The sequence below is a fragment of the Pseudomonas syringae genome (assembly GCF_000737245.1).
In the GTDB taxonomy this organism is placed as follows: Bacteria; Pseudomonadota; Gammaproteobacteria; order Pseudomonadales; family Pseudomonadaceae; genus Aquipseudomonas; species Aquipseudomonas syringae_J.
Map to the genome: position 1 here is coordinate 57,694 of NZ_JPQU01000033.1, position 25,941 is coordinate 83,634.

The 25,941-nt window shown below is 58.5% G+C and carries 17 protein-coding genes and 1 other RNA gene; 8 read left to right on the top strand and 10 right to left on the bottom strand.

What is annotated here, in order from left to right:
• Positions 1-26 precede the first annotated feature (26 nt).
• Positions 27-123, bottom strand: an RNA gene (gene ffs / locus IV01_RS26310) — signal recognition particle sRNA small type.
• 232 nt (positions 124-355) lie between these two features.
• On the opposite strand from ffs, the gene IV01_RS13640 reads away from it, so the two are divergent.
• Positions 356-841, top strand: coding sequence for a GNAT family N-acetyltransferase (locus tag IV01_RS13640; RefSeq protein ID WP_032628403.1), 486 nt, complete (start codon positions 356-358; stop codon positions 839-841).
• A 120-nt stretch (positions 842-961) separates the two neighbouring features.
• On the opposite strand, the gene IV01_RS0125015 is transcribed toward IV01_RS13640, so the two are convergent.
• The 6 genes from IV01_RS0125015 to IV01_RS13615 form a co-directional block, all read right to left on the bottom strand.
• Positions 962-1,444 carry a hypothetical protein gene (locus tag IV01_RS0125015; protein ID WP_050507495.1) on the bottom strand — a complete coding sequence of 161 codons (483 nt, stop codon included), beginning with the start codon at positions 1,442-1,444 and terminating at the stop codon, positions 962-964.
• Positions 1,445-1,671: 227 nt separating this feature from the next.
• Complete coding sequence (locus IV01_RS13635) at positions 1,672-2,838, bottom strand: zinc-binding metallopeptidase family protein (RefSeq protein ID WP_032628405.1); 1,167 nt, start codon at positions 2,836-2,838, stop codon at positions 1,672-1,674.
• A 234-nt stretch (positions 2,839-3,072) separates the two neighbouring features.
• Positions 3,073-5,436 (bottom strand): NAD-dependent DNA ligase LigA, encoded by a 2,364-nt coding sequence (ligA, locus tag IV01_RS13630; protein ID WP_032628407.1) that lies wholly within the window; start codon positions 5,434-5,436, stop codon positions 3,073-3,075.
• Positions 5,437-5,601: 165 nt separating this feature from the next.
• Positions 5,602-6,441, bottom strand: a complete 840-nt coding sequence (zipA, locus tag IV01_RS13625; RefSeq protein ID WP_032628409.1) for a cell division protein ZipA — start codon at positions 6,439-6,441, stop codon at positions 5,602-5,604.
• 239 nt (positions 6,442-6,680) lie between these two features.
• On the bottom strand, positions 6,681-10,169 hold the full coding sequence (gene smc, locus IV01_RS13620; protein WP_032628411.1) for a chromosome segregation protein SMC: 3,489 nt from the start codon (positions 10,167-10,169) through the stop codon (positions 6,681-6,683).
• Positions 10,170-10,173: 4 nt separating this feature from the next.
• Positions 10,174-10,833 carry a GntR family transcriptional regulator gene (locus tag IV01_RS13615; protein WP_032628413.1) on the bottom strand — a complete coding sequence of 220 codons (660 nt, stop codon included), beginning with the start codon at positions 10,831-10,833 and terminating at the stop codon, positions 10,174-10,176.
• Positions 10,834-11,102: 269 nt separating this feature from the next.
• Between IV01_RS13615 and xdhA the strand changes: the two genes are divergently transcribed.
• The 4 genes from xdhA (at position 11,103) to guaD (ending at position 17,353) form a co-directional block, all read left to right on the top strand.
• A complete protein-coding gene (gene xdhA / locus IV01_RS13610) occupies positions 11,103-12,572 on the top strand; it encodes a xanthine dehydrogenase small subunit (protein WP_032628432.1) in 1,470 nt (489 codons plus the stop codon).
• On the top strand, positions 12,565-14,976 hold the full coding sequence (gene xdhB, locus IV01_RS0125020; protein WP_229636118.1) for a xanthine dehydrogenase molybdopterin binding subunit: 2,412 nt from the start codon (positions 12,565-12,567) through the stop codon (positions 14,974-14,976). Before xdhA ends, xdhB begins: the two co-directional genes overlap by 8 nt.
• Positions 14,977-15,069: 93 nt before the next feature.
• Positions 15,070-15,954 (top strand): xanthine dehydrogenase accessory protein XdhC, encoded by an 885-nt coding sequence (gene xdhC / locus IV01_RS0125025; RefSeq protein ID WP_050507498.1) that lies wholly within the window; start codon positions 15,070-15,072, stop codon positions 15,952-15,954.
• Between the two features lie 94 nt (positions 15,955-16,048).
• A complete protein-coding gene (gene guaD / locus IV01_RS13605) occupies positions 16,049-17,353 on the top strand; it encodes a guanine deaminase (RefSeq protein ID WP_032628415.1) in 1,305 nt (434 codons plus the stop codon).
• Positions 17,354-17,679: 326 nt separating this feature from the next.
• On the opposite strand, the gene IV01_RS13600 is transcribed toward guaD, so the two are convergent.
• The 3 genes from IV01_RS13600 to uraH form a co-directional block, all read right to left on the bottom strand.
• Positions 17,680-18,423 (bottom strand): GntR family transcriptional regulator, encoded by a 744-nt coding sequence (locus IV01_RS13600; RefSeq protein WP_032628417.1) that lies wholly within the window; start codon positions 18,421-18,423, stop codon positions 17,680-17,682.
• Between the two features lie 97 nt (positions 18,424-18,520).
• On the bottom strand, positions 18,521-22,609 hold the full coding sequence (locus IV01_RS13595) for a dermonecrotic toxin domain-containing protein (RefSeq protein WP_032628419.1): 4,089 nt from the start codon (positions 22,607-22,609) through the stop codon (positions 18,521-18,523).
• Positions 22,610-22,699: 90 nt separating this feature from the next.
• Positions 22,700-23,053: a hydroxyisourate hydrolase gene (uraH, locus tag IV01_RS13590; RefSeq protein ID WP_032628420.1), complete on the bottom strand. Its 354-nt coding sequence runs from the start codon at positions 23,051-23,053 to the stop codon at positions 22,700-22,702.
• Positions 23,054-23,391: 338 nt separating this feature from the next.
• Between uraH and puuE the strand changes: the two genes are divergently transcribed.
• The 3 genes from puuE to alc are packed head-to-tail and all read left to right on the top strand — an operon-like array spanning position 23,392 to position 25,869.
• Positions 23,392-24,321, top strand: a complete 930-nt coding sequence (puuE, locus tag IV01_RS13585) for an allantoinase PuuE (RefSeq protein ID WP_032628421.1) — start codon at positions 23,392-23,394, stop codon at positions 24,319-24,321.
• Positions 24,318-24,833, top strand: coding sequence for a 2-oxo-4-hydroxy-4-carboxy-5-ureidoimidazoline decarboxylase (uraD, locus tag IV01_RS13580; RefSeq protein ID WP_032628423.1), 516 nt, complete (start codon positions 24,318-24,320; stop codon positions 24,831-24,833). The genes puuE and uraD overlap by 4 nt, the downstream gene beginning before the upstream one ends.
• Positions 24,834-24,873: 40 nt before the next feature.
• Positions 24,874-25,869 (top strand): allantoicase, encoded by a 996-nt coding sequence (alc, locus tag IV01_RS13575; protein ID WP_032628424.1) that lies wholly within the window; start codon positions 24,874-24,876, stop codon positions 25,867-25,869.
• Positions 25,870-25,941: the final 72 nt, after the last annotated feature.

Consider the following 25,941-nt stretch of genomic DNA (forward strand, 5'->3'; position numbering starts at 1 on the left):
AGAATTCGAGCTTGAGATGGAGGCAACCCCACCAGCCACACCCCGGCACACAATGTTCCCGCTGTGGCTGCTTCCTTCCGGATCTGACCAGGTTCACGGGTAATCGTTGCGGGGGGACCGATGGGGTCACCATAACGACACTCGCCTCTCGGCAAGCCGCGCCATTGTACCGGTCTTGAGCGAAGTTACAACCCGTAATCCCGGATAAAAAATTCGAGGGGGCTCAAGCACTTGTGTCATGAAGGCAGGCCGCCCATTTGCAACGCCGCAGCCGTTTAACCCGAGCAACGTTTTCAAACACTGGCCATAATGCGCACCCGCTACATTTCCTGTCAGACGGTGCGGTTCAGCAGTGATGAAAACTCAGGTCGTAAATTACCAAACCCTGACTGCGGCTCAGAGGCAGCAGCTTGATCAACTGGAAATCCTGCCCGAGCAGCTACCCTTCTCGGGCGATATTTACTGCGCGCTAAACACCCTACTGGTGCGGCCGACGGCGGATATCGAAGGATTCGTTTTGCTGGTGGATGATCAGTCAGTGGGATTCTTCATGCTCAAGCGTGGGGCGTTTCTTCCGCAATGGGCCGCCAATGGATCAGCAACCCTGCACGCCCTTCAAATTGACCGCCGCGTTCAGGGTCAAGGCTTAGGCAAGGCTTTTTTGCAAGGCTTGCCGGGGGCAGTTCGGGAAACATGGCCAGATATTGAACAGGTTATGTTGTCGGTGGATGCGGATAACTTACCCGCCATTGGTTTGTATCTTGCTCTGGGCTGGGTCGATTCCGGTGAGGCGTACAAGGGAAGGATTAGTTATGAACGGCGATTTATACTTACTGTTTAAACAAGTCTCTCAGACAATACGCTATCACCTGTATGAGCTGCCGAAGGCTGAGAATTTCGGTCACTCTGCAACTCCGTCTTCGCAGCCTTTGGCAGCTCCTACAGGATCAACAAGTTCAATTTAACTCTGTTTAACACACACTTCCGTGCCACGCCCTCCAGGCCCTTTACCGTCTTTGGCAGTGCGCATGTATTCGGGTGCGTAGTAGGACTTGTGCAGGGTAGTGGTGTATCTGCCATCCACGTCCTGATCATGGGAAACCAGCGCCATTCCGACTCCATAATCAGTAGGTTCCTGCTCGTCGTCGCTGGCGAAGTACATCGCCAGGGACTGGCCTTGCGCGGCGGCAAAGCCCGAGTAGGTCGCCTTGGCACCAAGGACCACAAAGTCGAGTTTGAACTTATAGGCGCCGAAGCTTTGAGGAAAATGGCTGGCTGCTTCGTCGACGGTGAAGGTCAAGTCCCCTTTGAATGCGCCCACATGACTGTCGTAGCCGGTGCATTTGTAATCGCCGACAATATTTAACGGATCATTAACCTTAGCGAACGCCGTGCCGCCAAATGACAATGACAGGGCCACCAGTGCGATGGATAGTTTGTTCAATTTAGCTTCCTTATCAACTTTCTGACACACATGAATCGGTGCAGCCCGCGCACTCTATTCTTGGCAGATAACTGACAACAAGCCTGGAAACACTCTGAAACCTTACAAAGTATTTCGCATTACACAGCAACTAACAAAGTCAAACACATAGAACTTATTTCATCACTATTCAGGCGTTGACAGAGCGGGGAGCCATCCAAATGCCGCTCTGTCAGGGGACCTTTCCATTACTGTGCCTGCAACACCTCGTCAGCCTTGCCACCTGCATCCTGAATCACCAGATGGATAAAGTGCAGCTTGGTGATGACAGCAGGTGAGAGCACGAACGGGTAAAAATCCGGTTGGCCCATGCTGCGCGACAGCTCGTTGAGCATGCCGGCCAGTTCGATCCACGCGTTGACGAAGGACAGGAACGCTGGCCCGCCAGGGTGCTGAGGATCGTAAAGGGTTTCCAGAGGGAACGGCCGGTAGTCGAGGTCCATGTCCCGCGCACTCATGCCGAAACCCAGCGCGGTATCCACAGCATCCATCATGTGCAGGTAATGCGCCCAGGTTTCTGCCCAGTCCTCCCACGCGTGCATGGTGGCATAAGCGCTGACGAAGCTTTCTTGCCAGTTGGCCGGGGCGCCGTTTTGATAATGATGGTCGAGAGCGTCGGCGTAACTGGCTCGATCATCGCCAAACAAATTGCGAAATCCATCCTGCCAGTAAGTATTGGCGATCAGCCGATCCCAATAGTAGTGGCCCACTTCATGTCGGAAATGTCCGAGCAGCGTGCGATAAGGTTCGTGCATCTGCACACGAATCTTCTCTCGGTGGTCGTCATCCGCTTCCTTGATGTCCAGGGTAATCAGGCCGTTGGCATGTCCCGTGGTGGGCAACTTGCCTTCCAGGTCTACGCCGACAAAATCAAACGCCAGCCCGCGCTCTTCGTCCTGGGTTTTGGGTATGACTTTAAGGCCCAGGGAGATCAGCTGCGCCACCAGCCGGCGTTTAGCGGTCTCGACCTTACACCAGCGTTCGCCGTTTTCCGGGATCGACAGGTCAGGGATTGTCCGGTTCAGGCTGCAGGCAATGCAGAAATCGCCGCTGTCATGGGCATTAAAGAGCCAGTTGCAGGCCGCCGGGGTGCTGAGGTTGCCACACCGCCGGTACAGGCCCGCGCCCGGCTCGTCGCTCAGGCGCCAGGTCTCTTGATCAGGCCCTGGTTCAAGCGCCGCTACCCGCCCCTGCTCCGGCAAATAACCCAGCGCTGCTGAACAAGCCAGGCATTGGGTGTTGGGGAAAAAGACCGACTGGCCGCAGCGGCATTGCCAGACCTTACTGTTGCGCCGGGTTTCGCCCATAAAAGGGGCAGCGATCCGCGAGCTGAGCTGTTCGAAAAACCGGTACATGACGATCTCCTGGTGGGCGTGCAAGCACTAGATCATCGGCGGTTGTGGTCGTTCCATGGATTTGATCCGAAGACAACCGACTGACACTGTGGGACTCAACGTGGATATCACTGACACACGACGATTAAACCTGTGGGAGCGAATTCATTCGCGAAGAGGCCGGTACATCCGATGCATCTTCATCTGCTTTTACATCGCCTTCGCGAATAAATTCGCTCCCACAGGAGAGCGCATTCATTCAGCCTGGATTCCGTGCTTGGCCAGAAACCCAACAAACGCTTCTTCATCCAGCACTTTCAAGCCCAGCTCATTGGCCTTGGTCAGTTTCGACCCCGCACCCGGCCCAGCGACCACCGTGTGGGTCTTGGCCGACACGGAACCTGAGACTTTCGCCCCCAGGCTTTCGAGTTTTTCCTTGGCGACGTCGCGGCTCATCAGCTCCAGCGAGCCGGTCAGCACCCAGGTCTGCCCTGCCAGCGGCAGGCCTTCGACAACCTTCTTCTCGCTCTGCCAGTGCATGCCGAAGTCTTTGAGCTGGGCCTCGATGGCCAGTCCGAGCTTGGCATTGTCCGGATTATCGAAGAAATCGCGCACGGCTTTAGCCTGCTTCTCGGCCAGCGCCTGACGCATGTCCAGCCAGTCGGCCTTGATGATGCCTTCGAGGGAGCCAAATTTGTCCGCGAGCTTCTGCGCCGCGCCGGGACCCACCGAAGGGATGTTCAACTTGTCGATCATGCCGCCCAGGGTCGCACTGGCGGCGAATTCGGCGCCCAGCTCACCCTCGTCCTGCAGTTGCAGGCCACGCTCGCCCAGCAGCGCGTCAATCACGTTACGGTTGTGCTCATCCTCGAAGAAACTGTGGATCTCGTGCGCCACTTCCAGCCCCACATCCGGCAGGTACGTCAGCACTTCCGGCAACGCCTGCTTGACCCGATCAAGGGACGCCAGCGAGCGAGCCAGGACCTTGGCGGTCTCTTCACCCACATCCGGAATACCCAGGGCGTAGATGAATCGCGCGAGAGTCGGCTGCTTGCTGTCTTCGATGGCCTTGAGCAGCTTGTTGCTGGAGATCTCCGCGAAGCCTTCAAGATCGACGATTTGCTCGTAGGTCAGCGCGTAAAGGTCCGCTGGCGAGCCGATCAGTTTTTCGTCCACCAGCTGTTCGATGGTTTTATCACCCAGACCTTCGATATCCATCGCTCGGCGCGACACGTAGTGGATGATTGCCTGTTTGAGCTGTGCGCCGCAGGCCAGGCGGCCGACGCAACGATAGACCGCGCCTTCGCTGACGGTCTCCTTGCCCTTGCTGCGCTTGATCAGCTGCGTGCGCTCCACATGGGAGCCACACACCGGACAGGTTTGCGGAATCTCGACGGCACGGGCGCTTTCCGGTCGGCGCTCCAGCACCACCTGCACAACCTGAGGAATAACATCGCCGGCGCGACGGATGATTACGGTGTCGCCGATCATCAGCCCCAGACGTGCCACTTCGTCCATGTTGTGCAGGGTCGCGTTGGCAACAGTCACGCCCGCCACTTTGACCGGTTTCAGCCGCGCCACAGGTGTGACAGCACCCGTGCGGCCCACCTGAAACTCGACGTCGAGCAGCTCGGTGAGTTCTTCCATGGCAGGGAATTTATGGGCAATGGCCCAGCGCGGCTCACGGGCGCGGAAGCCCAATTCCCGCTGGGAAGCCAGGCTGTTGACCTTGAACACCACGCCATCGATTTCGTAGCTCAGAGCAAGCCGCCGCTCACCGATGTCGCGGTAGTAATCCAGGCACTCATCGATACCGTCTGCCAGTTTCAGTTCGCGGCTGACCGGCATGCCCCATGCCTTGAGCTGATTCAGGTTGCCGATATGCGTGTCGGAAATTTCCGCAGAAACCTGGCCCAACCCATAGGCGCAGAACTCCAGCGGGCGGTTGGCGGTAATTTTCGAATCCAACTGACGCAGGCTGCCTGCCGCCGCATTTCGCGGGTTGGCGAAGGTCTTACCGCCGACTTCCAGCTGACTGGCGTTAAGGCGCTCAAATCCCGCCTTGGACATGAATACCTCGCCACGCACTTCCAGCACCTCAGGCCAGCCGCTGCCATGCAGTTTGAGCGGGATGTTACGCACGGTGCGCACGTTGACGCTGATGTCTTCGCCGGTAGTGCCGTCGCCACGGGTAGCGCCGCGTACCAGAGCGCCGTCACGGTATAACAGGCTGACCGCCAGGCCATCGAGCTTGGGTTCGCAGCTGTACTGCACTTTCGTACCGTCGCCGAACAGATCGCCCACTGGCAAATCCAGGCCTTCAGTCACCCGGCGGTCGAATTCGCGCATGTCGTTTTCTTCGAAAGCGTTGCCCAGGCTGAGCATCGGCACTTCATGGCGCACTTGGGTGAAAGCCGATAACGCCGCACTGCCAACCCGTTGCGTCGGCGAATCAGGGGTGACCAGATGCGGATTTTCCGCTTCCAGCGCTTTGAGTTCGTGGAACAGCCGATCGTATTCGACGTCCGGAATGCTTGGCGCGTCGAGGACGTGATAACGGTAGTTGTGCTGATCCAGTTCTGCGCGCAGTTCGAGAATTCGGGTTTCGGCGGCTTTCATGCGGTGTTCTCTTCAAAAGCAAAAGAGCAGCCTAGGCTGCTCAAGTGTTGTGCTTTGGTCATTAGCCTGTAGGAGCGCGCTTGCCCGCGATTCGGTTTATCAGGCGACACTTCCATCGCTTGGTCCGGCGCAATCGCGGGCAAGCGCGCTCCTACAGGTCTTGCGTCAACGACGCTGAGTCAATGCGCGACGTTCGAATTCGACGATGCGCTGACGGTAATGCTCGATGGTCTGCGCGGTCATGACGCTGCGCTGGTCATCTTTTAGTTCGCCGTTGAGTTCATGGGCCAGTTTGCGAGCAGCGGCAACCATGACATCAAACGCCTGTTTCGGGTGGCGCGGGCCAGGCAAGCCAAGGAAGAAGCTCACGGCACGAGTGCTGAAATGGTCGATGTCGTCCAGATCGAAAACGCCCGGTTTGACGGCATTGGCCATGGAGAACAGCACTTCGCCATTACCCGCCATGCTTTCGTGGCGATGGAAGATGTCCATTTCACCGAAACGCAGACCGCTTTCCAGGATGTTCTGCAGCAGCGCGGGGCCTTTGAAACCACTTTCGTCACGGCAGATAACACTGATCACCAGGACTTCTTCAACCGGTGGCAGGTCTTTGTCTTCAGTGATGCGTTGTTTTGGTTTTTCGTCCTGGAAATCATCGTCGTTGCCGGTAAACAGGCTCGGGCCGTCCAGATCCAGATTGAGATCACCTTGTTGTGGCTCGTCCTTACGCTTCTTGCTGCGCTTGCTGTCGCGAGGACTCGCGCTCATCGACGGCAGATCCTCCTCATCGAGCTGCGGCTCTTTATGAGTATCCAGAACACGCGGCGGGCCCAGCACCTCGGCGGACGAACCTTCGTCGTCGTCCGGCAGGTTGGAAAAGCTTCGGTCAAGCCTGAATTTCAGTTTTCCTTTGCCGCCGCGCATACGGCGCCAGCCATCAAAAAGAATACCGGCAATGACAATAATGCCGATGACGATCAGCCACTCGCGCAGACCGATTTCCATGTAATCCCGTGCCTCTAATGAAGAATGCTAAAAATAAGGGCCTAAACCCCTTTAAAACGTGGCGCCAAGTCTATGTTCTGACTGGCAATTTGCCCACGCGAAAAGAAAAAGTGGACATTAAGCTAGCACGACCAAAGGTAACTTTACACCGTCTGTTACATCTGGTTTGTGTCGAAAGCATTATCTACAGCACAGTCCTGCACATTTCGGGCTAACCATCTGCTGATCGAAGCCCTGGATCAGGCTTCTACCAGCGCCATCGCCTCCTCTACGTCGACCGCCACCAAGCGCGAGCAACCGGGCTCGTGCATGGTCACCCCCATGAGCTGATCAGCCATTTCCATGGCGATCTTGTTGTGCGTGATGTAGATGAATTGCACAGTTTGCGACATCTCTTTTACCAGTCGGGCATAACGACCAACGTTGGCATCATCCAATGGCGCGTCCACTTCATCGAGCATGCAGAACGGTGCCGGGTTGAGCTTGAAAATGGCAAAAACCAGGGCCAGCGCAGTCAAGGCCTTTTCGCCGCCGGACAGCAAGTGGATCGTGCTGTTTTTCTTGCCCGGTGGCCGCGCCATGATTGTTACCCCTGTATCGAGTAAATCTTCGCCCGTCAGTTCCAAATAAGCGGAGCCACCCCCGAAAACTTTTGGGAAAAGTGCCTGAATTCCGCTATTTATCTGATCGAAGGTCTCTTTGAAGCGATTGCGCGTCTCTTTGTCGATCTTGCGAATCACGTTTTCCAGGGTGTCCAGAGCTTCCACCAGATCAGCGTTCTGGGCATCCAGATAGCGCTTGCGCTCGGACTGCTGCTGGTACTCGTCGATGGCCGCCAGGTTGATCGCGCCCAGACGCTGAATCCTGCCCGCGATACGCTCAAGTTCCTCTTCAGCGTCCTTTTCGTTGGCTTCGGGAGTGAGGGTCGCCAGCACGCCGTGCAAATCGTAGCCGTCTTCGAGCAGTTGATCCTGCAAGGTAGTGCGGCGCACGGTCAGGGATTGCCACTCCATGCGCTGTTGTTCCAGCTGGCTGCGCAGCAATTGCGACTGCTGCTCGGCCTGGGTACGGCGCTTCTCGGCATCGCGCAATTGGAGGTCGGCGTCTTCGAGGGCGTTTTTTGCGGTACGCATCTCATCGTCCACCGCCATGCGCCGCTCAAGTAATTCTTCAAGTTTCAGGCGCAGCTCTTCCAGAGGCGCTTCGCCCTCCTCCAGATTGAGATTGAGCTGCTCACGCTTTTCGGTCAGGCGCTCGGACTGCATTTCCAGGCGCTCAAGGGCCTGGCGCGTGGAATCATGCTGGGCGCGCAGCGAACCCAGGCGCACCGCCAGTTGATGAGCGTGGTCTTTGTGCTGACGGGCTTCCTGACGGACCCGGTCAAGCTGTTCACGCAGGCTGTCGCGCTGGGCCTGGAGCAGTTCACGCTGCTCGGTGTCCAGCGCCATGCCGTCCAGGGCGTCCTGCAACTGCAGGCGCGATTCGCCCAGGTGTTCGTGCTCGATGGCTCGTTGTTCACCCAGTTCGGCCAGCTCTTCGTCAAGGCGGGTGCGACGCAAGGTCAGTTGTTCGACCTTGACTTTCGCCGCCGACAATTGGGCTCGCAGATCGCTTTGCTGACGGGTTTCGTCCTGGACCCGGCGACGCAATTCTTCCCGGGACTCTTCCTGCCGGGATTGCTGTTCGCGCAGATTCAGCAACTGTTCTTCAAGAGTCGCAAGGGTGGCTTCGCGCTCGTCACGCTCCAAGCCAAGCTGTTGCAATTCCTGCCCTCGGGCCAGCACACCGCTTTGCGCTTCACTGGCTCGGCGGACCCGCAGGAAATGCCGACCAACCCAGTAACCGTCGCGGCTGATCAGGCTTTGCCCGGCCGCCAGACGATTGCGCTGCGCCAGTGCGTCGTCAAGAGTTTCGACGGGCAACACCTGACCCAACCAACTGGAAAGGTCCATGGCACTGTCGACTTTATCCAGCAGACTACCGGGAATGCGCGCCGCGTCGCTGCTGGCACTGACAAGGCGCAAGTCGCCCTGCTGAAAACCAGCCAGATCCAGTGCTTCAAAGTCGTCCACCAGCACCGCTTGTAGATCGGCGCCCAGCACGGTTTCCACGGCCAGTTCCCAGCCCGGCTCGACCCGCAGGCCTTCCGCCAGACGGGGACGCTCGGCCAGATCGTGCTCGCGCAGCCATTCGGCAGTGCCGGTATCCGGATCGAGGGCCGCTTGCTGCAAGGCTTCCAGTGACGCCAATCGACCATTGAGGCGCTGCAATTCGCCCTGGGCCTGTTGCTGCGCCTGACTGGCCTGTTGCAGTTCGTTACGCAGTAGCTCAAGGCGCTCGACCGCTTGTTCTTCGCCAATGTGCAGCTCTTCGAGGGTCATTTCCCGGGTGGCGAGGTCTTCGTCCAGTTGCAGAATGGCGGCGTCTTCCGGGTCGGCCCTGAGCAACTCCAGCTCTTCCTCCAGACGCCGCTGACGTTCGGCCAGACGTTCAAGACTGCTTTCCAGTTGCTGAATCCGCGACTGCTGCACTTCAGCCTGACGCCGTGGCTCGGCCGATTGCAGGTTGAAGGTGTCCCATTTCTCCTGCCAGCCATGCATGGCGCTTTCAGCGTCTTCCAGCGAGGCTGCGGATTCTTCGGCGGCAGCGCTGGTGAGTTCCTGCTCGGGTTCGAGCATTTCCAGCTCTTCGCCCAAAGTGGCCAGCAAGGTGCGGTCGTGGCCCAGATGGGATTCGGTTTCCTGGCGAGCGCGCTCGGCTTCGCGCAGATCGTCCTGCAATTGCCGCAAACGCTGCTGACCGTGCTGAATGCTCTGCTCGACCCGGGCAATGTCGCCGCCCACGGAATAGAAGCGTCCTTGCACCACATTGAAGCGCTCAGACAGATCGTGATGACCGTCGCGCAAGCGCTCGATGCTCGCGTCAGCGCTGCGCTGGTCGGCCACCAACGCCTCGAAGCCAATCTCCTGATTGCCGATCACGGCTTCGCGCTGGCCCACCTGCTCGTTCAACGCCTGCCATCGCAAGGCTGACAGCTGCGCCTTGAGCTGACGCTCTTCGGCTTTGTATTCCTGATATTTCTCGGCGGCCTGGGCCTGACGATGCAAGCGTTCGAGCTGGCGTTCCAGCTCTTCGCGAAGGTCAGTCAGGCGCGCCAGGTTTTCATGGGTACGGCGAATGCGGTTCTCGGTCTCGCGGCGGCGCTCCTTGTACTTGGAGATGCCGGCTGCTTCCTCGATGAAATTGCGCAGGTCTTCAGGCTTGGCTTCGATCAGCTTGGAGATCATGCCCTGTTCGATGATCGAGTAGCTGCGCGGGCCCAGGCCGGTGCCGAGGAAGATATCGGTGATGTCCCGCCGACGGCATTTGGTGCCGTTCAGGTAATAGGTGTTCTGGCTGTCGCGAGTGACTTTGCGGCGAATGGAGATTTCCGCGTAGCTGGCGTACTCGCCCACCAGAGTGCCGTCGGAGTTGTCGAACACCAGCTCGATGCTGGCCTGACTGACCGGTTTGCGGCTGGTGGAGCCGTTGAAGATGACATCGGTCATCGATTCGCCGCGCAGATTCTTGGCCGAGCTTTCGCCCATGACCCAGCGCACGGCGTCGATGATGTTGGATTTGCCGCAGCCGTTGGGGCCGACGACTGCCGCCATGTTACTGGGGAAGTTCACCGTGGTGGGGTCGACGAAGGATTTGAACCCCGCCAGCTTGATGCACTTCAGGCGCATGAGGTCAGCCCGCGTCCAGGGCCGAAAGCACCAGCTGGCAACTGCGCTGGCCGTAATCGGTCAGCACACTGCGAACCTTGACGGTGTCCCGGTCCAGTACGGCGGCAAGCAACTCATCGAACAGTGTCAGGTAATCACGCATCTCAGCCTTGCGCTGGTCCAGCGCAAGGTAATAACTGCGACTCATGGATGGCTGCAGGTTATCGACTGTTTCCTGAAGATAAGGATTGTTGGCGAACGGATAGGCCGCGCGCATCACGTTGAAGCTGTCTTCAACAAAGGCTTTGACGTCCTGACGCTCGTAGCTGGCGATCAACCGTTGCTGAATCTGCAGGAAAGTCGCCAGATCGCTCTGCTCCTTCCAGTTCTCGGCCACGGCTATGCCCAGCAGCACATACAACTCACTCATCAAAGCGCACAGGCTTTGCACATTGTGGGCATCGAGCACGGTTACCTGCGCACCACGGCGCGGCAGGATCACGACCAAATGGCGACGCTCGAGAATCAGCAAGGCTTCGCGCACCGACCCGCGACTGACATTCAGGGCCTGTGTGACTTTCTGCTCCTGGATGCGCTCTGCGGGCTTGAGTTCGCCCCGAATGATCCGCTCGGCAATATGGTGAGCGATTTGCTCAGCGAGGCTGTCCGGAGCCTTGAACGTCATGTCTATCTCAATCAGGTGTAATAAGCGGCGAAGTGTATCCCAACGAAGGCCAATGGCGCAGGGCCATACGAGTGGAAACTGGCACGAAATAAGCAAAACTTAGCACTTGGGTCGTATCAGTTCATTACACAGCCGTTGAGTGGCAAGGTTGTGATGAGTTTATTTCCTGACCAAGAAGTCAGAAAGACGTTGACCGATGTTTCAGAGCTGATAGATTCGAGCCATTGTCGACAGCTGTTCTAATGCCAGAAACGCGCCGGGGATCTGCCGTGATTCAATTTCTGTTAAATAACGAGCTGCGCACCGAGCACGCTCTGGACCCCAATCTCACGGTCCTGAATTACCTGCGCGAGCATCTGCACAAGCCCGGCACCAAAGAAGGCTGTGCCAGCGGTGATTGCGGCGCCTGCACGGTGGTAGTCGGTGAACTGGAGACCGATCAACACGGTCAGGAAAGCTTGCGATATCGCAGTCTCAATTCCTGCCTGACGTTTGTGGCGTCCCTGCACGGCAAACAGCTGATCAGCGTCGAAGACCTCAAACACCAAGGCAAGCTGCACAGCGTTCAGCAGGCCATGGTGGATTGCCACGGTTCGCAATGCGGTTTCTGCACCCCCGGCTTTGTCATGTCGCTGTTTGCGCTGCAAAAGAACAGTACAGACGCGGACAGCCATCAAGCTCACGAGGCGCTGGCTGGCAATCTCTGCCGCTGCACCGGTTATCGGCCGATTCTGCAAGCTGCCGCGCAATCCTGCAGCGAGCGCCAGCCCGACCAGTTCGACCAGCGTCACGCGCAGACCGTCGACCGCCTGCGCAGTATTGCGCCGACACAGACCGGCGAGCTGAACACTCCTGAGCTAAACAATGGCCACATGCGCTGCCTGGTGCCGCAGACCGTGGCCGACCTGGCGAACCTCTACGAAGCTAACCCTCAGGCACGTTTATTGGCGGGCGGCACTGATCTGGCCCTGGAAGTCACCCAGTTCCATCGTCCGCTGCCAGTGATGATTTACGTGGGCAATGTCGCCGAGCTCAAACGTATCGAGCATTTTGAAGACCGTCTGGAAATCGGTGCAGCCACACCGCTGACCGATTGCTATGCCTCCTTGAACAATGAATACCCGGACTTCGGCGCGCTGCTGCAGCGCTTCGCCTCGTTGCAGATTCGCAATCAGGGCACTCTGGGCGGCAATATCGGCAACGCTTCGCCCATCGGTGACTCGCCGCCGCTGCTGATCGCTCTGGGTGCGCAGATTGTGCTGCGCAAAGGCGACACCCGCCGCACCTTGGCGCTGGAAGACTTCTTCATCGATTACCGGGTGACGGCACGCCAGGAAAGCGAATTTATCGAAACCATCATCGTGCCCAAAGCCACGGCTGGACGAGCGTTCCGCGCCTATAAGGTGTCGAAGCGACTCGACGACGACATCTCGGCAGTCTGTGCGGCATTCAATCTGCGGATCGAAGACGGCAGCATTGTCGATGCGCGGGTGGCCTTCGGCGGCATGGCAGCGATTCCCAAACGCGCCAGCGCCTGCGAGCAGGCGCTGATCGGCTCGCCCTTTACAGCCGAAACGGTGGAAGACGCCTGCGCCGCCCTGGCCGACGATTTCACCCCACTGTCGGACTTCCGCGCCAGCAAGGAATATCGCCTGCTCAGTGCGCAGAATCTGTTGCGCAAATACTTCATCGAGCTGCAAACGCCCCACCTCCAGACGCGGGTAACGGCTTATGTCTAACCATACGGCACCCAAATCCCAGGCCGAGATGGTCGCCCTGTTTCAGCAGGACCTGACCACCGGCGTCGGCCGCAGCGTCAAGCACGACAGCGCCGATAAACACGTGTCCGGCGAAGCGGTTTATATCGATGATCGGCTGGAATTCCCCAATCAACTGCATGTTTATGCACGGTTGTCGGACCGCGCCCATGCGCGAATCATCAGCGTCGACACCGCCCCCTGCTACGCCTTTGACGGCGTGCGCATTGCAATCACCCATGAAGACATTCCCGGTCTGAAAGACATTGGCCCGCTGCTGCCCGGTGATCCGTTGCTGGCAATCGACAAGGTGGAATTCGTCGGTCAGCCAGTGATCGCCGTTGCGGCCCGCAGCCTGGAGATTGCCCGCCAGGCGGCCATGGCGGCGGTAATCGAATACGAAGACCTGGAGCCGGTACTGGATGTGGTTCAGGCCCTGCGCGCCAGGCATTTCGTGCTCGACAGCCACACTCATCAGCGGGGTGACTCAGCCACTGCGCTGGAAACCGCCGAGCACCGTTTTCAAGGCAACCTGCACATTGGTGGTCAGGAACATTTCTATCTGGAGACGCAGATTTCCTCGGTGATGCCCACCGAGGACGGCGGCATGATCGTCTACTGTTCGACCCAGAACCCCACGGAAGTACAGAAGCTGGTCGCTGAAGTGCTGGACGTGTCCATGGCCAAAATCGTGGTCGATATGCGCCGCATGGGTGGTGGTTTTGGCGGCAAGGAAACCCAGGCGGCGAGTCCGGCCTGCCTTTGCGCAGTAATCGCGCGACTTACCGGGCAGCCTACAAAAATGCGCTTGCCACGGGTCGAAGACATGCTGATGACCGGCAAGCGTCACCCGTTCTATATCGAGTACGACGTGGGCTTCGACAGCGATGGCAGGCTGCACGGCATTCAGCTGGATCTGGCGGGTAATTGCGGCTATTCGCCAGACTTGTCCGCGTCCATCGTCGACCGGGCAATGTTCCACGCCGACAACTCGTATTACCTGGGCGACGCCACGATCAATGGTCATCGCTGCAAGACCAACACGGCGTCCAACACCGCCTATCGCGGTTTCGGCGGCCCGCAAGGTATGGTCGCCATCGAAGAAGTCATGGACTGCATTGCCCGCTACCTCGGCAAGGATCCACTGGCCGTGCGCAAGGCCAACTACTACGGCAAGACCGAGCGCAACGTCACCCATTACTACCAGACCGTCGAGCACAACATGCTCGAAGAAATGACCGCCGAACTGGAGCAAACCAGTCAGTACGCCGAGCGTCGGGAAGCGATTCGCGCGTTCAATGCCAGCAGCCCGATCCTGAAAAAAGGCCTGGCTCTGGCCCCGGTCAAATTCGGCATTTCCTTTACCGCCAGCTTCCTCAATCAGGCTGGCGCACTGATCCACATCTACACCGACGGCAGCATCCATCTGAACCATGGCGGCACCGAAATGGGCCAGGGTCTGAACGTGAAAGTCGCGCAGGTGGTGGCCGAAGTCTTCCAGGTGGACATTGATCGCATTCAGATCACGGCGACCAATACCGACAAAGTGCCCAACACTTCGCCGACCGCAGCCTCCAGCGGCACGGACCTCAATGGCAAGGCGGCGCAGAACGCGGCCGAAACGCTTAAACAGCGGCTGACTGAATTCGCAGCGAAGCATTTCAAGGTTGACGAGCACGACGTCGAGTTTCGCAACGGCCATATTCGCGCTGGCGAGCAGATCGTTTCGTTCGAGTCCTTGGCGCAATTGGCATGGATGGGCCAGGTGTCGCTGTCCAGCACCGGTTATTACAAAACGCCGAAGATTTTCTATGACCGCAGCCAGGCTCGTGGTCGGCCGTTCTATTACTTCGCCTTTGGCGCAGCCTGCAGTGAAGTGATCGTCGATACCCTGACCGGCGAATACAAGATGCTGCGCACCGACATCCTCCATGACGTCGGCGCCTCTTTGAATCCGGCTATTGATATCGGCCAGGTCGAGGGCGGCTTCATTCAGGGCCTGGGCTGGCTGACCACCGAAGAGCTGGTGTGGAATGACAAAGGCAAACTGATGACCAACGGCCCGGCGGGCTACAAGATTCCGGCCGTCGCCGACATGCCGCTGGATCTGCGGGTCAAGCTGGTGGAAAACCGCAAGAACCCGGAAGACACGGTGTTCCACTCCAAGGCCGTTGGCGAGCCGCCGTTCATGCTCGGTATCTCGGCGTGGTGCGCGATCAAGGATGCCGTAGCGAGCCTGGCTGACTATCGTCATCAGCCGAGGATCGATGCACCGGCGACGCCGGAAAAGGTGTTGTGGGGGTGTGAGCAGATGAGGAAGACCGTGAGCGAACCCGTGGGACCGGCTTTAGCCGGGAAGAGGTCGGTACATTCGCTGGATATATAGCGTGAGTAATGCAGCATTCCCGGCTGAAGCCGGTCCCACGTCAGTACTTGCTGGCAAACAAATAACCTCCCACGGGTTTGAGGAGTGCTCAACATGAACAACTGGATCAGCGCCCTCGCCGACCTTCAAGCCCAGGGCGAAGCCTGTGTATTGGTGACCATCATCGAAGAGCTCGGCTCGACTCCGCGCAATGCCGGTTCGAAGATGGTGGTCAGCGCCGAGCGGATTTTCGACACCATCGGTGGCGGGCATCTGGAATACAAGGCCATGGAAATCGCCCGGGAAATGCTCGCCAGCCGTAGCCGGCACACGCGCCTGGAACGCTTCAGCCTCGGCGCAAGCCTGGGCCAATGTTGCGGCGGGGTGAATGTGCTGCTGTTCGAACCCATGGGTCAGCCGCAAGCACAGATCGCCGTATTTGGCGCCGGACATGTTGGCCGGGCGCTGGCGCCGTTGCTGGCCAGCCTGCCCTGCCGGGTGCGCTGGATTGATTCACGGGAACAGGAATTTCCGGCGCAGATCCCTGACGGCGTAAGGCAGATCGTCGCTGAAGACCCTCTGGATGAAGTCGATCAATTGCCCAAGGGAAGCTACTGCATCGTCATGACCCACAATCATCAGCTGGATCTGGAACTGACCGCTGCCATTCTCAAGCGCGGCGACTTCGCCTATTTCGGGCTGATCGGCTCAAAGAGCAAACGGGTCAAGTTCGAACATCGGCTGCGGGATCGCGGCTTCGATCCGGCGCTGCTGCATCGCATGCGTTGCCCAATGGGCCTGAGTGAAGTCAAAGGCAAATTGCCCATCGAGATTGCCGTCTCCATCGCTGCCGAAGTCATCGCCACCTACAACGCCAACTTCGGCCAGCACAGCGCTGGGGCCGAACCTGTTGCCAGGCTGCAGCCGGTGTCTCGGCGCAGTCGAGCGCAATTCGTGGGACCGGCTTTAGCCGGGAAGGCGGCCGTTCAGGCGAAGTAGATGCAGTGCCTGTGCCTGCATCTTCCCGGCTAAAGCCGGTCCCACGAAATAAGTATTCCAACTCAGATTTTGTGTTTTGTTTGACGAGAGCTATATGACCCCGAGTAAAAAGGCCTACCGCGCCGCCATTCTGCACAGCATCGCCGACCCGGCTGAAGTTGGTGTCGAGGCGTCTTATGCGTATTTCGCCGACGGCCTGATGCAGGTCGAAGACGGCAAGATTGTCGCCATCGGCCACGCGAGCGAACTGCTGCCAACCCTTGGCGCCGATGTCGAACTCACTGAGTACACAGACGCGCTGATCACCCCCGGCTTTATCGATACCCATATCCATCTGCCCCAGACCGGCATGGTCGGTTCCTATGGCGAGCGCTTGCTGGATTGGCTTAACACCTACACCTTCCCCTGTGAAAAGCAGTTTGCTGACCCGGCGCACTCGGCCGAGGTGGCGGATATTTTTCTCAAGGAACTGCTGCGCAACGGCACCACCACTGCACTGGTGTTCGGCAGTGTGCACAAGGAGTCCGTCGAGGCATTTTTCCAGGCGGCAGAACAGCTCAACCTGCGGATGATCGCCGGCAAAGTGATGATGGATCGCAATGCGCCGGACTACCTCACCGACACCGCCGAGTCAGGCTACACCGACAGCAAAGCGTTGATCGAGCGCTGGCATGGCAAGGGCCGTTTGCACTACGCGGTCACACCAAGATTTGCGCCGACCAGTACCCCGGAACAATTGACCCTGGCCGGGCAGTTGCTCAGCGAATATCCCGATCTGTACATGCAGACCCATATCAGTGAAAACGTCGAAGAAGTGCAGTGGGTCAAGGCGCTGTTCCCGGAGCGTAGCGGCTATCTGGATGTGTACGACCACTTCAAACTGCTGGGCGAACGTTCGGTATTCGCCCATGGCGTGCACCTCTGTGATGACGAGTGCGCCCGTCTGGCGGAGACCGGCTCAGCGATTGCGTTCTGCCCGACGTCCAACCTGTTTCTGGGTAGCGGCTTGTTCAATCTGCCCATGGCCGAGAAGCACAAGGTCAATGTCGGGGTCGGTACGGATGTAGGTGGCGGCACCAGCTTCTCGATTCTGCAAACCCTGAACGAAGCCTACAAAGTGATGCAAATGCAGGGCGCGAAACTCAGCCCGTTCAAATCCTTGTACCTGGCCACATTGGGCGGCGCACGGGCCTTGCGCCTGGATGATCGGATCGGCAGTTTGCAGCTCGGCAATGAAGCCGACTTCCTGGTCCTGGACTACAACGCTACGCCGCTGCTGTCTTATCGCTTGAAGCAGTCCAAAGACATCGCCGAAACCCTGTTTGTGCTGATGACCCTGGGGGATGATCGGGTGGTGCAGGAGACCTATTCGGCGGGGAATCTGGTTCATAGCAGATAACCAAATCTTGCGCAGAACCCCTGTGGGAGATTCTATGTTTGCTCGCAAGCGGATGTGACGACGTGGGAGCGGCCGGGCGGCGTTCCGCTTTAGCCGGGAAGGCGGCATTTCAGACGATGAATATCAAGTGGATGTACTCGCCTCTTCCCGGCTAAAGCCGGTCCCACGTCGTCGCGCCAATATTGAGATTACTCCTGTGGGAGCGGTGCTTGCCCGCGATATAGGCGCCTCGGTATTACAGATATACCGCGTCATCGTTTATCGCGGGCAAGCACCGCTCCCACAGGAGATCGCAGTTTCTTCCATAGGTTTGCGAAGCCTTGGATCTACTTTTTCTTGCCCAACATCAAATGCGAAAACACGGCATGCAAGTCGTCCGAGGCGTTGTCTTCGTCGAGGTTGAGTTTGCTGTCGATGTGGTCCATGTGATGCATCATCAGCTCTACCGCGAGCGTTGCATCCCGAGCTTCGATGGCGTCGATCAGGCGGTTGTGTTCGTCATAGGAACAGTGCGACCGGTTGCCGCTTTCATATTGAGCAATGATCAGCGAGGTCTGGGACACCAGACTGCGCTGGAAGCTGATCAGCGGCGCGTTTTTTGCCGCCACTGCCAACTGCAAATGAAACTCCCCGGACAAGCGAATACCGGCACCCCGATCCCCTCGGGCAAAGCTGTCACGCTCGTCGCTGACCATCTGCCGCAAGCCGGCCAATTGTTCGGCGCTGGCATGCTCGACGGCCAGCTCGGTGATGGCTTTCTCCACCAGCCGACGGGCGAAGAACACCTGACGTGCTTCCTCGACACTCGGGCTTGCCACCACCGCGCCGCGATTGGGCCGCAACAACACCACGCCTTCATGGCCGAGACGTGACAGTGCACGCCGAATGATCGTGCGACTGACGCCGAAGATTTCGCCCAGTGCCTCCTCGCTCAACTTGGTACCAGGTGCCAGCCGCTGCTCCAGAATCGCTTCGAAGATATGCGCGTAAACCATATCGTCCTGGGTACCGCTGCGCACCGTTTTGCCGGTGCGCGGCAGTTTTTTGAGGGTTGGCAGAGGTTCGTTCATGAGCGCTCGTGGGCAGTCGGCGATAAAAAGTCTGCGTATTGTACACAGGCTGTTGCGGCACCTGGCAGGTGCCGCAACGTCGTTAAGTACAGCGTAATCAGCGGCTGCTCATCGAAATGTCATCCGGCAGGCGGAGGACAAATACCTGTGTGCCACGCGCCGACTGGCTGGTGACATTGGTCCCGCCCAACAATTTGATCACTTTACCTTGCTGCCGGGCTTGCTCCAGGGTCTGGGAAATGGATTCTGCGGCGTAGATGCGGATCAAGGGTTCGACCATACCGTCGCCATCCAGAGGGTCACGGAACGCCCCCCTGGGCGGCGTCGCAATACTCCCCGTCGTGGAACGACGAAGATAAAGCAGGTAGACCTCTTCCTGCCCCGCACGACGAAACGCCATGAACTCACGACCACCGACCGCCAGCTGGTCATGGATGATTTCGTAGCCGTTGCGCGTCAAGACATCAGCCATTACCCCCCTGAGGCTCTGGATCCCGCCCGGCAGCCTGGCCTCGGACACCGATCTGATCAGCCATTCCACGGTCACCGGGTTGTTGGTGGCGAAATCCAGGCGTTCAAAGCTGTCCAGTGCGCTTTCGTTACCTATGCTCCAGTGCAACCGATTATCGGCCTGATTGGTCGGATGCGCCTTATTGAGCATCAATAGCGGATCGTTCAATTGCGCCAGCGGCACCGTTTCACCGGTACGCCAGGCATTGAGGGTGGCTTTGAGGTTGATCATGCGGGTTGCAGTCATGGCCGACGTCGACGGGTCGGCCATCTCGAACAGCTTATGCGCCAGCACCAGATTCGTGGTGTCGGTAAATCCAGGACGTCCCTCAGCGATGTAGGTCTCGATTTTGCGGTTGAACAGTGGTCCTTCCACTGCCCATTTGCCGGTTGCCGGCTGATATCTGGCCATCAATGGCTGATCGTAAGGGTTGCGCCGGATCACTTCGCTGAGTTCGGCAAAGTTACGGGACTGCGAATGGCTGGCAGGGTTGCGAATGAAAGCAGTATTGGTCCTGCGCTGGCCGCCAGCCGGCAGTATTTCGTAAAACCTCTGGTCGATGCGGATCACATCGTAATCGTGGGTGAAGTCGAGCCGGTAAATCGGCGGGTTGATGCTGACCTGATCCAGCAACGCCAAATTGTCCACCTGCTTTTCCCATGCCTTCCAGGCATCAGCGCTGGCCGCGTTCCGGGAAGATCCTGCCATGGGTTGCGGCGGGCGACGGTCCGGATCGACCTGCGCTGAGTCAGGCTCCTTGCGTTTTGCCGATACAGGCGCGGTCTGGGTCTGGGTTGCTGGCGGACGTCGGTATTGTTCGGCCCAGGCAGGCAGCGTTTTGGTTTTACGGTAATGCTCGGCTATCAGCAGCTCCATGCGTTGCTGCTGGTCGCCGGGAAAGTCGAACTGATCCAGCAGCTCTCGCGCCTGCCTGCGCTGAAAGGTGGGGCTGGCATGCGCTTCAACCAGTAATATTTCAGCAATCATCGAGCGCCCGCCGCCCTTGAGGCCGACATCGCTGTGGTAAACCCATTCCCCGGCAACCTGACGCACTGGCGGCTCATAACCATGTGCGGCGGTTTTTTTCAGGCGCAAAGTCTGCTCCCCCGGCCGACGGTATACCCGGTAAGCCGAGCCCTGTTGATGGATGAACAACTCGCCGTTTTTCAGCCAGGTGCCCGCGTCATTTCCACTCTGGGCCAGCGCACCTGACAACGAGACGTCAGCCTCGTAACCGACGAAATTTCTGATTCTGGAACGCCCGGACATTGAGGGTAATGCGCGCCCCAGGCTCCCCAGTTGTCGCAGGCGGGTCGCTCGCCGGGCAGCCACCGCCAGGGCGCTCGCGGTGCTAACTCCGGGGATCGCCGAAAGCAGCACGTCGACCACCGAAAGCAGCGTGCTACCCGCCAGCACCAGCCCTTCATCAAGCTTACCCGCAGCAAAGGCCTTGCTTGCACCATGACCGTCGCTCCAGCCGTCTTGCACGCTGAACAACACGCCCAGGCCGGGCACGAACGAGACCACGCATCTGAAGAACAGCAGATACAACCGATCGCGCCGCTGATTGTTTTCCCCTTTCAGGTCGTGATTACTTCGCGCTACGGCTCGGGACTGTTCGAACAGCAGGTCCTCGCGCACATGCAGTTGCTGCTCGCTGATCAACAGATCCAGCGCGGGCTCAACGCCGATAAAGCCATCGAATCCACGCCTGAGTGCTTCGTGGATATAGCTCACCGCAGACTGTTGTTCATTTTTGTTTTCAACGCAGGACGCCAGCCAGGCAACCCGCGCGGGGAAGCGCAACAAGCTACTGATCAGTCGCTCAAGAGCGTCTTGCACACTGTCGGCCTCAATCACGCATTCACCGTCCGGCACCTGCGGCAGGTACATCAGCACCTTGCCGCTCGCCGGGTGCTCGATGACGCTTATCCCTTGCAAGGTTCGACTGCTGCGTTCGCCGGTCAGCGCCTGGCCTGGCTTGAATACCAGACGACTGATGTAAACACCGGCACCGCTCAACTCGGCCGTGGATCTCGCCTGCGCGGCCTGAGTCAGCAGCGCAGAGCCAGCCTCGCTCAACATCTTGCGCTGTCGAGCGCAGAAACCATCGAGGATGATTTGCAGCTCATAGGGCTTGATCATCAGCGCGGCATCGCTGGCCGATGCCGGTGAACGCAGGCGAAACACCGAGCGCAGCTGGCTGCGATACTGACCGGCGATATCCAGCTCGGGAATGATCTTGAGCAGATAGTCACCGGTAACGCCCTGTAAATCTGCCGGTTGAGACGATGCTGGATAGGTGAGCTTGAGCATGCCCAGCCTGGCAACGGTATTTTCATCGCTGGCGTCGAAGTTCTGCCGGGCCAGCTCGGACAGGCTCGATTGCACCCTGGCCTCGCTGGCTTTCCAAGGTTTGTGGTGCAGCGGGCTGCCATACTGCGGATCGATATCAACCTGACGATGGACGCTTTTCGGCAGATCGACGATCAGTTGATCGGCGTCTATGTCCACTCCCAAGTCCTGTTTGATACGAGCATTCAGTTGCTGAGCAGTGAAGCCTTCGAAGGTCGGAAGTTGCGCCGCCAGATGCGACTCCAGCCGGGCGGCGGCACTGTGGAATTCGGCCAGTCGGCTTGCGTATTCCTGACGGGTTTCGAGGGAGGCATTGAGCAACCAGATGGGCAATTGCGGCACCAGTTCGGCGGTGCGCTGCTGCTCGGAAATCAGGCTGATAGCCCGCTCGCGGGTCTCATCAAGCGCTACGCCCAGATTGCCCACTCGGACACCACTGTCGAACTGTAGGAGCGCGCTTGCCCGCGATGGCGGTGCTTCAGGCAAAAATTCATCGTCTGATTCAACGCTATCGCGGGCAAGCGCGCTCCTACAGGAATCGGGCTGCGGACACGGAACCTCAAGCGCCTGCAGCTGGGTATGAATCCCATACTGAATCGGCTTCATGGTGATCACCCGGGTCACGAATGTGATCGGCGCTGCCATGGCTGCGGCTCGTTGAGTCGCGCTGACATGCTGCCACAGCGTGGTTTCTTCCCCCGCGCTCAGGGTAAAAGCCAGTCGATCCTTGAGCCCCTGCAACGATTCGAACTTCTGCAGGCCGCCCTCTTCACCCGGTACGTACAGTAAGGCGGGCTCGACAAGTGAAGGGGTCTTCAGCGCCTGCTCAGTGGTGACGATCATGGCACCGCTGAACACTGTGGGATCATCCTGATCACCAACCCCGACATCCAGATGCAGCACGTCGTCGTCAGGCTCATCGGCAAGCCCCAGCGCATACTGGAGTCGCTGCAGATCCGCCGCATTAAGCGTCCCTTCGCAGATCTGTAGCTGAGCCTGCGCCAATAACGCTGCCTGCCGCTGTGCGACCAGTTGTGGTTTCAGCGCCAGCAAGGCTTCGCTGTCGAGGGGCTTCGCAAGCAGCATGCGCATTGCCTCGCCAGCAGCATGAAATCGTGCGCGCCACGTCTGATAGGCGGACAACGCATCGACCTGCTCACACGCCTCGCCCACGTGATTGAGGATGCGTTGCAGGTGATCGGCAATGCGTTGCTGATTAAGACTTTCGGGGAAGTTTTCAGGCAGGCTGTCGAAAGCTATCAGGTCACGCGCCAGGCCCGTCCAGGCAATCCGGTGAGCCGGGGTTGTCGAATCATTCACAGGGGTCTTGCTCCATTGATCAAAGTCTCTGGAGCTTCCCGAATCGGCGACCGGCGAAGTGACTACATAGCTATTGCTGACAAAAAATCGTCAACTGCCGCGATAGGTCGAGTAGCTATAGGGCGAAACCAGCAGCGGCACGTGATAGTGGTCCTGACCGGCATCAATCCCGAAACGCAGCACAACCACGTCGAGAAATGCTGGCTCAGCCAATGATGTACCCCGCGCCCGGTAGTAGTCACCGACGTGAAACTGCAATTGATATACACCGGAGCGGTAATCTTCCCCTTGCAACAGCGGCGCATCGCAACGGCCATCGCTGTTGGTCACTGCATTGGCAAGCAAGCGCAGGGTTTGACCCTCAACCTGATACAACTCGATCTTGATGGCGTTGCCAGGGCAGCCGTGCGCGGCGTCCAGAACATGCGTAGTCAGTTTTCCCATTGCCGATCAGTGCCCCGCTTTGAATGTCAGGTGTGCGCAGTCGCACCATTGGAGTGCTGGCGAGCGACTGAATGATGCAGAATTAATACACTTTTAAGAAAATCTGTACACAATAAAAACTACCCATAACGACAGATGATGGTTTACCTACCGGCTGTACCCGATTTCATCGGAAGTACGGAATTAATTAAGGTTTTTCCGGATAAGCTGACCAGTCAGGCAAGTTTCTTGCAGAAGCATCTACAGCGATGCCGAGCCAACCATCCATTACAATCTAATTCCTATTTTGTATACAATCTTTGCTTCGCATGGTTAACCCGAATTTAAGGACGACTGCTTTGAGCGCTGACTATCCTCGAGACCTCATCGGTTATGGCAGCAACCCGCCCCATCCACACTGGCCTGGCAATGCGCGCATTGCCTTGTCGTTCGTGCTCAATTACGAAGAGGGCGGCGAGCGCAATATCCTGCATGGCGACAAGGAGTCCGAAGCCTTCCTGTCGGAAATGGTCTCGGCGCAGCCATTGCAGGGCGAGCGTAACATGAGCATGGAATCGCTCTACGAATACGGCAGTCGTGCCGGTGTGTGGCGCATTCTGAAACTGTTCAAGCAGTTCGATATCCCGTTGACTATCTTCGCCGTGGCCATGGCGGCGCAGCGCCATCCCGATGTGATCCGCGCCATGATCGCCGATGGTCACGAAATCTGCAGCCACGGCTATCGCTGGATCGATTACCAGTACATGGACGAGGCCAAGGAACGCGAGCACATGCTCAAGGCCATTCGCATCCTCACCGAAATCACCGGCGAACGCCCGCTGGGCTGGTACACCGGCCGCACCGGGCCGAACACCCGGCGTCTGGTGATGGAAGAAGGCGGCTTTCTCTACGACTGCGATACCTACGACGACGACCTGCCCTACTGGGAGCCGCACAATCCCACCGGCAAGGCGCATCTGGTGATTCCCTACACCCTGGACACTAATGACATGCGCTTCACCCAGGTCCAGGGCTTCAACAACGGCGAGCAGTTTTTCCAGTACCTCAAGGACGCGTTCGATGTGCTTTATGCCGAAGGCAGCGGGGCGCCGAAAATGCTCTCCATCGGCCTTCATTGCCGGTTGATCGGCCGCCCGGCGCGGCTAGCCGCCTTGAAGCGGTTTATCGAATACGCGAAAAGCCATGAGCAGGTCTGGTTCACCCGCCGCGTCGACATCGCACGGCATTGGCACGCCGAACATCCGTATCAGCCGGAGCCGTCGAAATGACCCGTTTTGTATCGTTGCAACCTTCGACGTTGAGCCGGGATGAGTTCATCTCGACCTTCGCCGACATCTACGAGCACTCACCATGGGTCGCCGCTGCGGCTTACGATGAGGGGACAGGTCCCGAGCTGGACGATCTCTACATCCTCCATGCTCGGATGAGCAAGATCCTGCTGAATGCCGATCATGCCCGGCAACTGGCGCTGATCAACGCCCACCCGGACCTCGCTGGCAAAGCTGCGGTGCAAGGGCAATTGACCGAAGCCAGCAGCAACGAACAGGCTGGGGCGGGTATCCATCAGTGCACGCCTGAAGAGTTTCAGCGGTTCACCGAACTCAACGACGCCTACAAAACCCGCTTCGCCTTCCCGTTCATCATGGCGGTCAAAGGCAGCAATCGGCACCAGATACTCGCCGCCTTCGAAACCCGCATTCATAATCCGGCCGACGCAGAGTTTGCCTGCGCCCTGGCCGAGATCAACAAGATTGCCCTGTTTCGCTTGCAAGCCCTCTAACCGCCCTCTTACCGGCAAAGACAAAAGGTAGACAAAAAGAATGAAAGCTTACGCTGCGCCCTTCGAGAAGTTCGTCAACCTGGCCGATGCGCGCCTGGGCACCAGAATCATCTCCGTGACCGATGACTGGTTCGCCGACGCCAACCGCCTGTTCCAGCCGACACCGGCGGTCTGGAAGGAAGGCGTGTTCGACGATAACGGCAAGTGGATGGACGGCTGGGAGTCGCGTCGCAAGCGCTTCGAAGGTTACGACAGCGCGGTCATCCGCCTGGGTGTGCCCGGCTCGATCAAGGGTGTGGATATCGACACTTCTTACTTCACCGGCAACTACCCGCCTTCGGCATCGCTGGAAGCTTGCTTCCTGACCTCGGGCGAACCGGACGAGAACACTCAATGGACCGAGATCCTTTCGGCAGTGGAACTCAACGGCGACAGTCACCACTACCACGCAATCAATGACGGTCAGGCATTCAGCCATCTGCGCTTCAACATCTACCCGGATGGCGGCATCGCTCGACTGAGGGTCTACGGTGTGCCGTTCCGCGACTGGTCGGCGGTAGGCGAAAACGAACAGCTCGATCTGGTATCGGCCCTCAACGGCGGCCGTGCACTGGCCTGTTCCGATGAGCATTACGGCAGCATGAGCAACATCCTCAACCCGGGCCGTGGCGTGAACATGGGCGACGGCTGGGAAACCGCACGTCGCCGTACTCCCGGCAACGACTGGGTGATCATCGCCCTGGGCCATGCCGGGGAAGTGGAAAAAGTCATCGTCGACACGCTGCACTTCAAGGGTAACTACCCGGACAGTTGCTCGATTCAAGGCGCCTTCGTCAAAGGCGGCACCGACAGCCAGATCGAAACCCAGAGCCTGTTCTGGCGCGAACTGCTGCCCAGCCAGAAACTGAGCATGCATGCCGAACATGAGTTTGCCGAGCAGATCAAGACTCTGGGCCCGATCACCCATATCCGCCTTAATGTATTTCCGGATGGTGGTGTGAGCCGTCTTCGGGTATTGGGTAAGGTTTCGAAATAAACCTGTAGGAGCGCGCTTGCCCGCGATAAGGGCCGAAGGACCTTCGTTGCCTGACGCACCGCAATCGCGGGC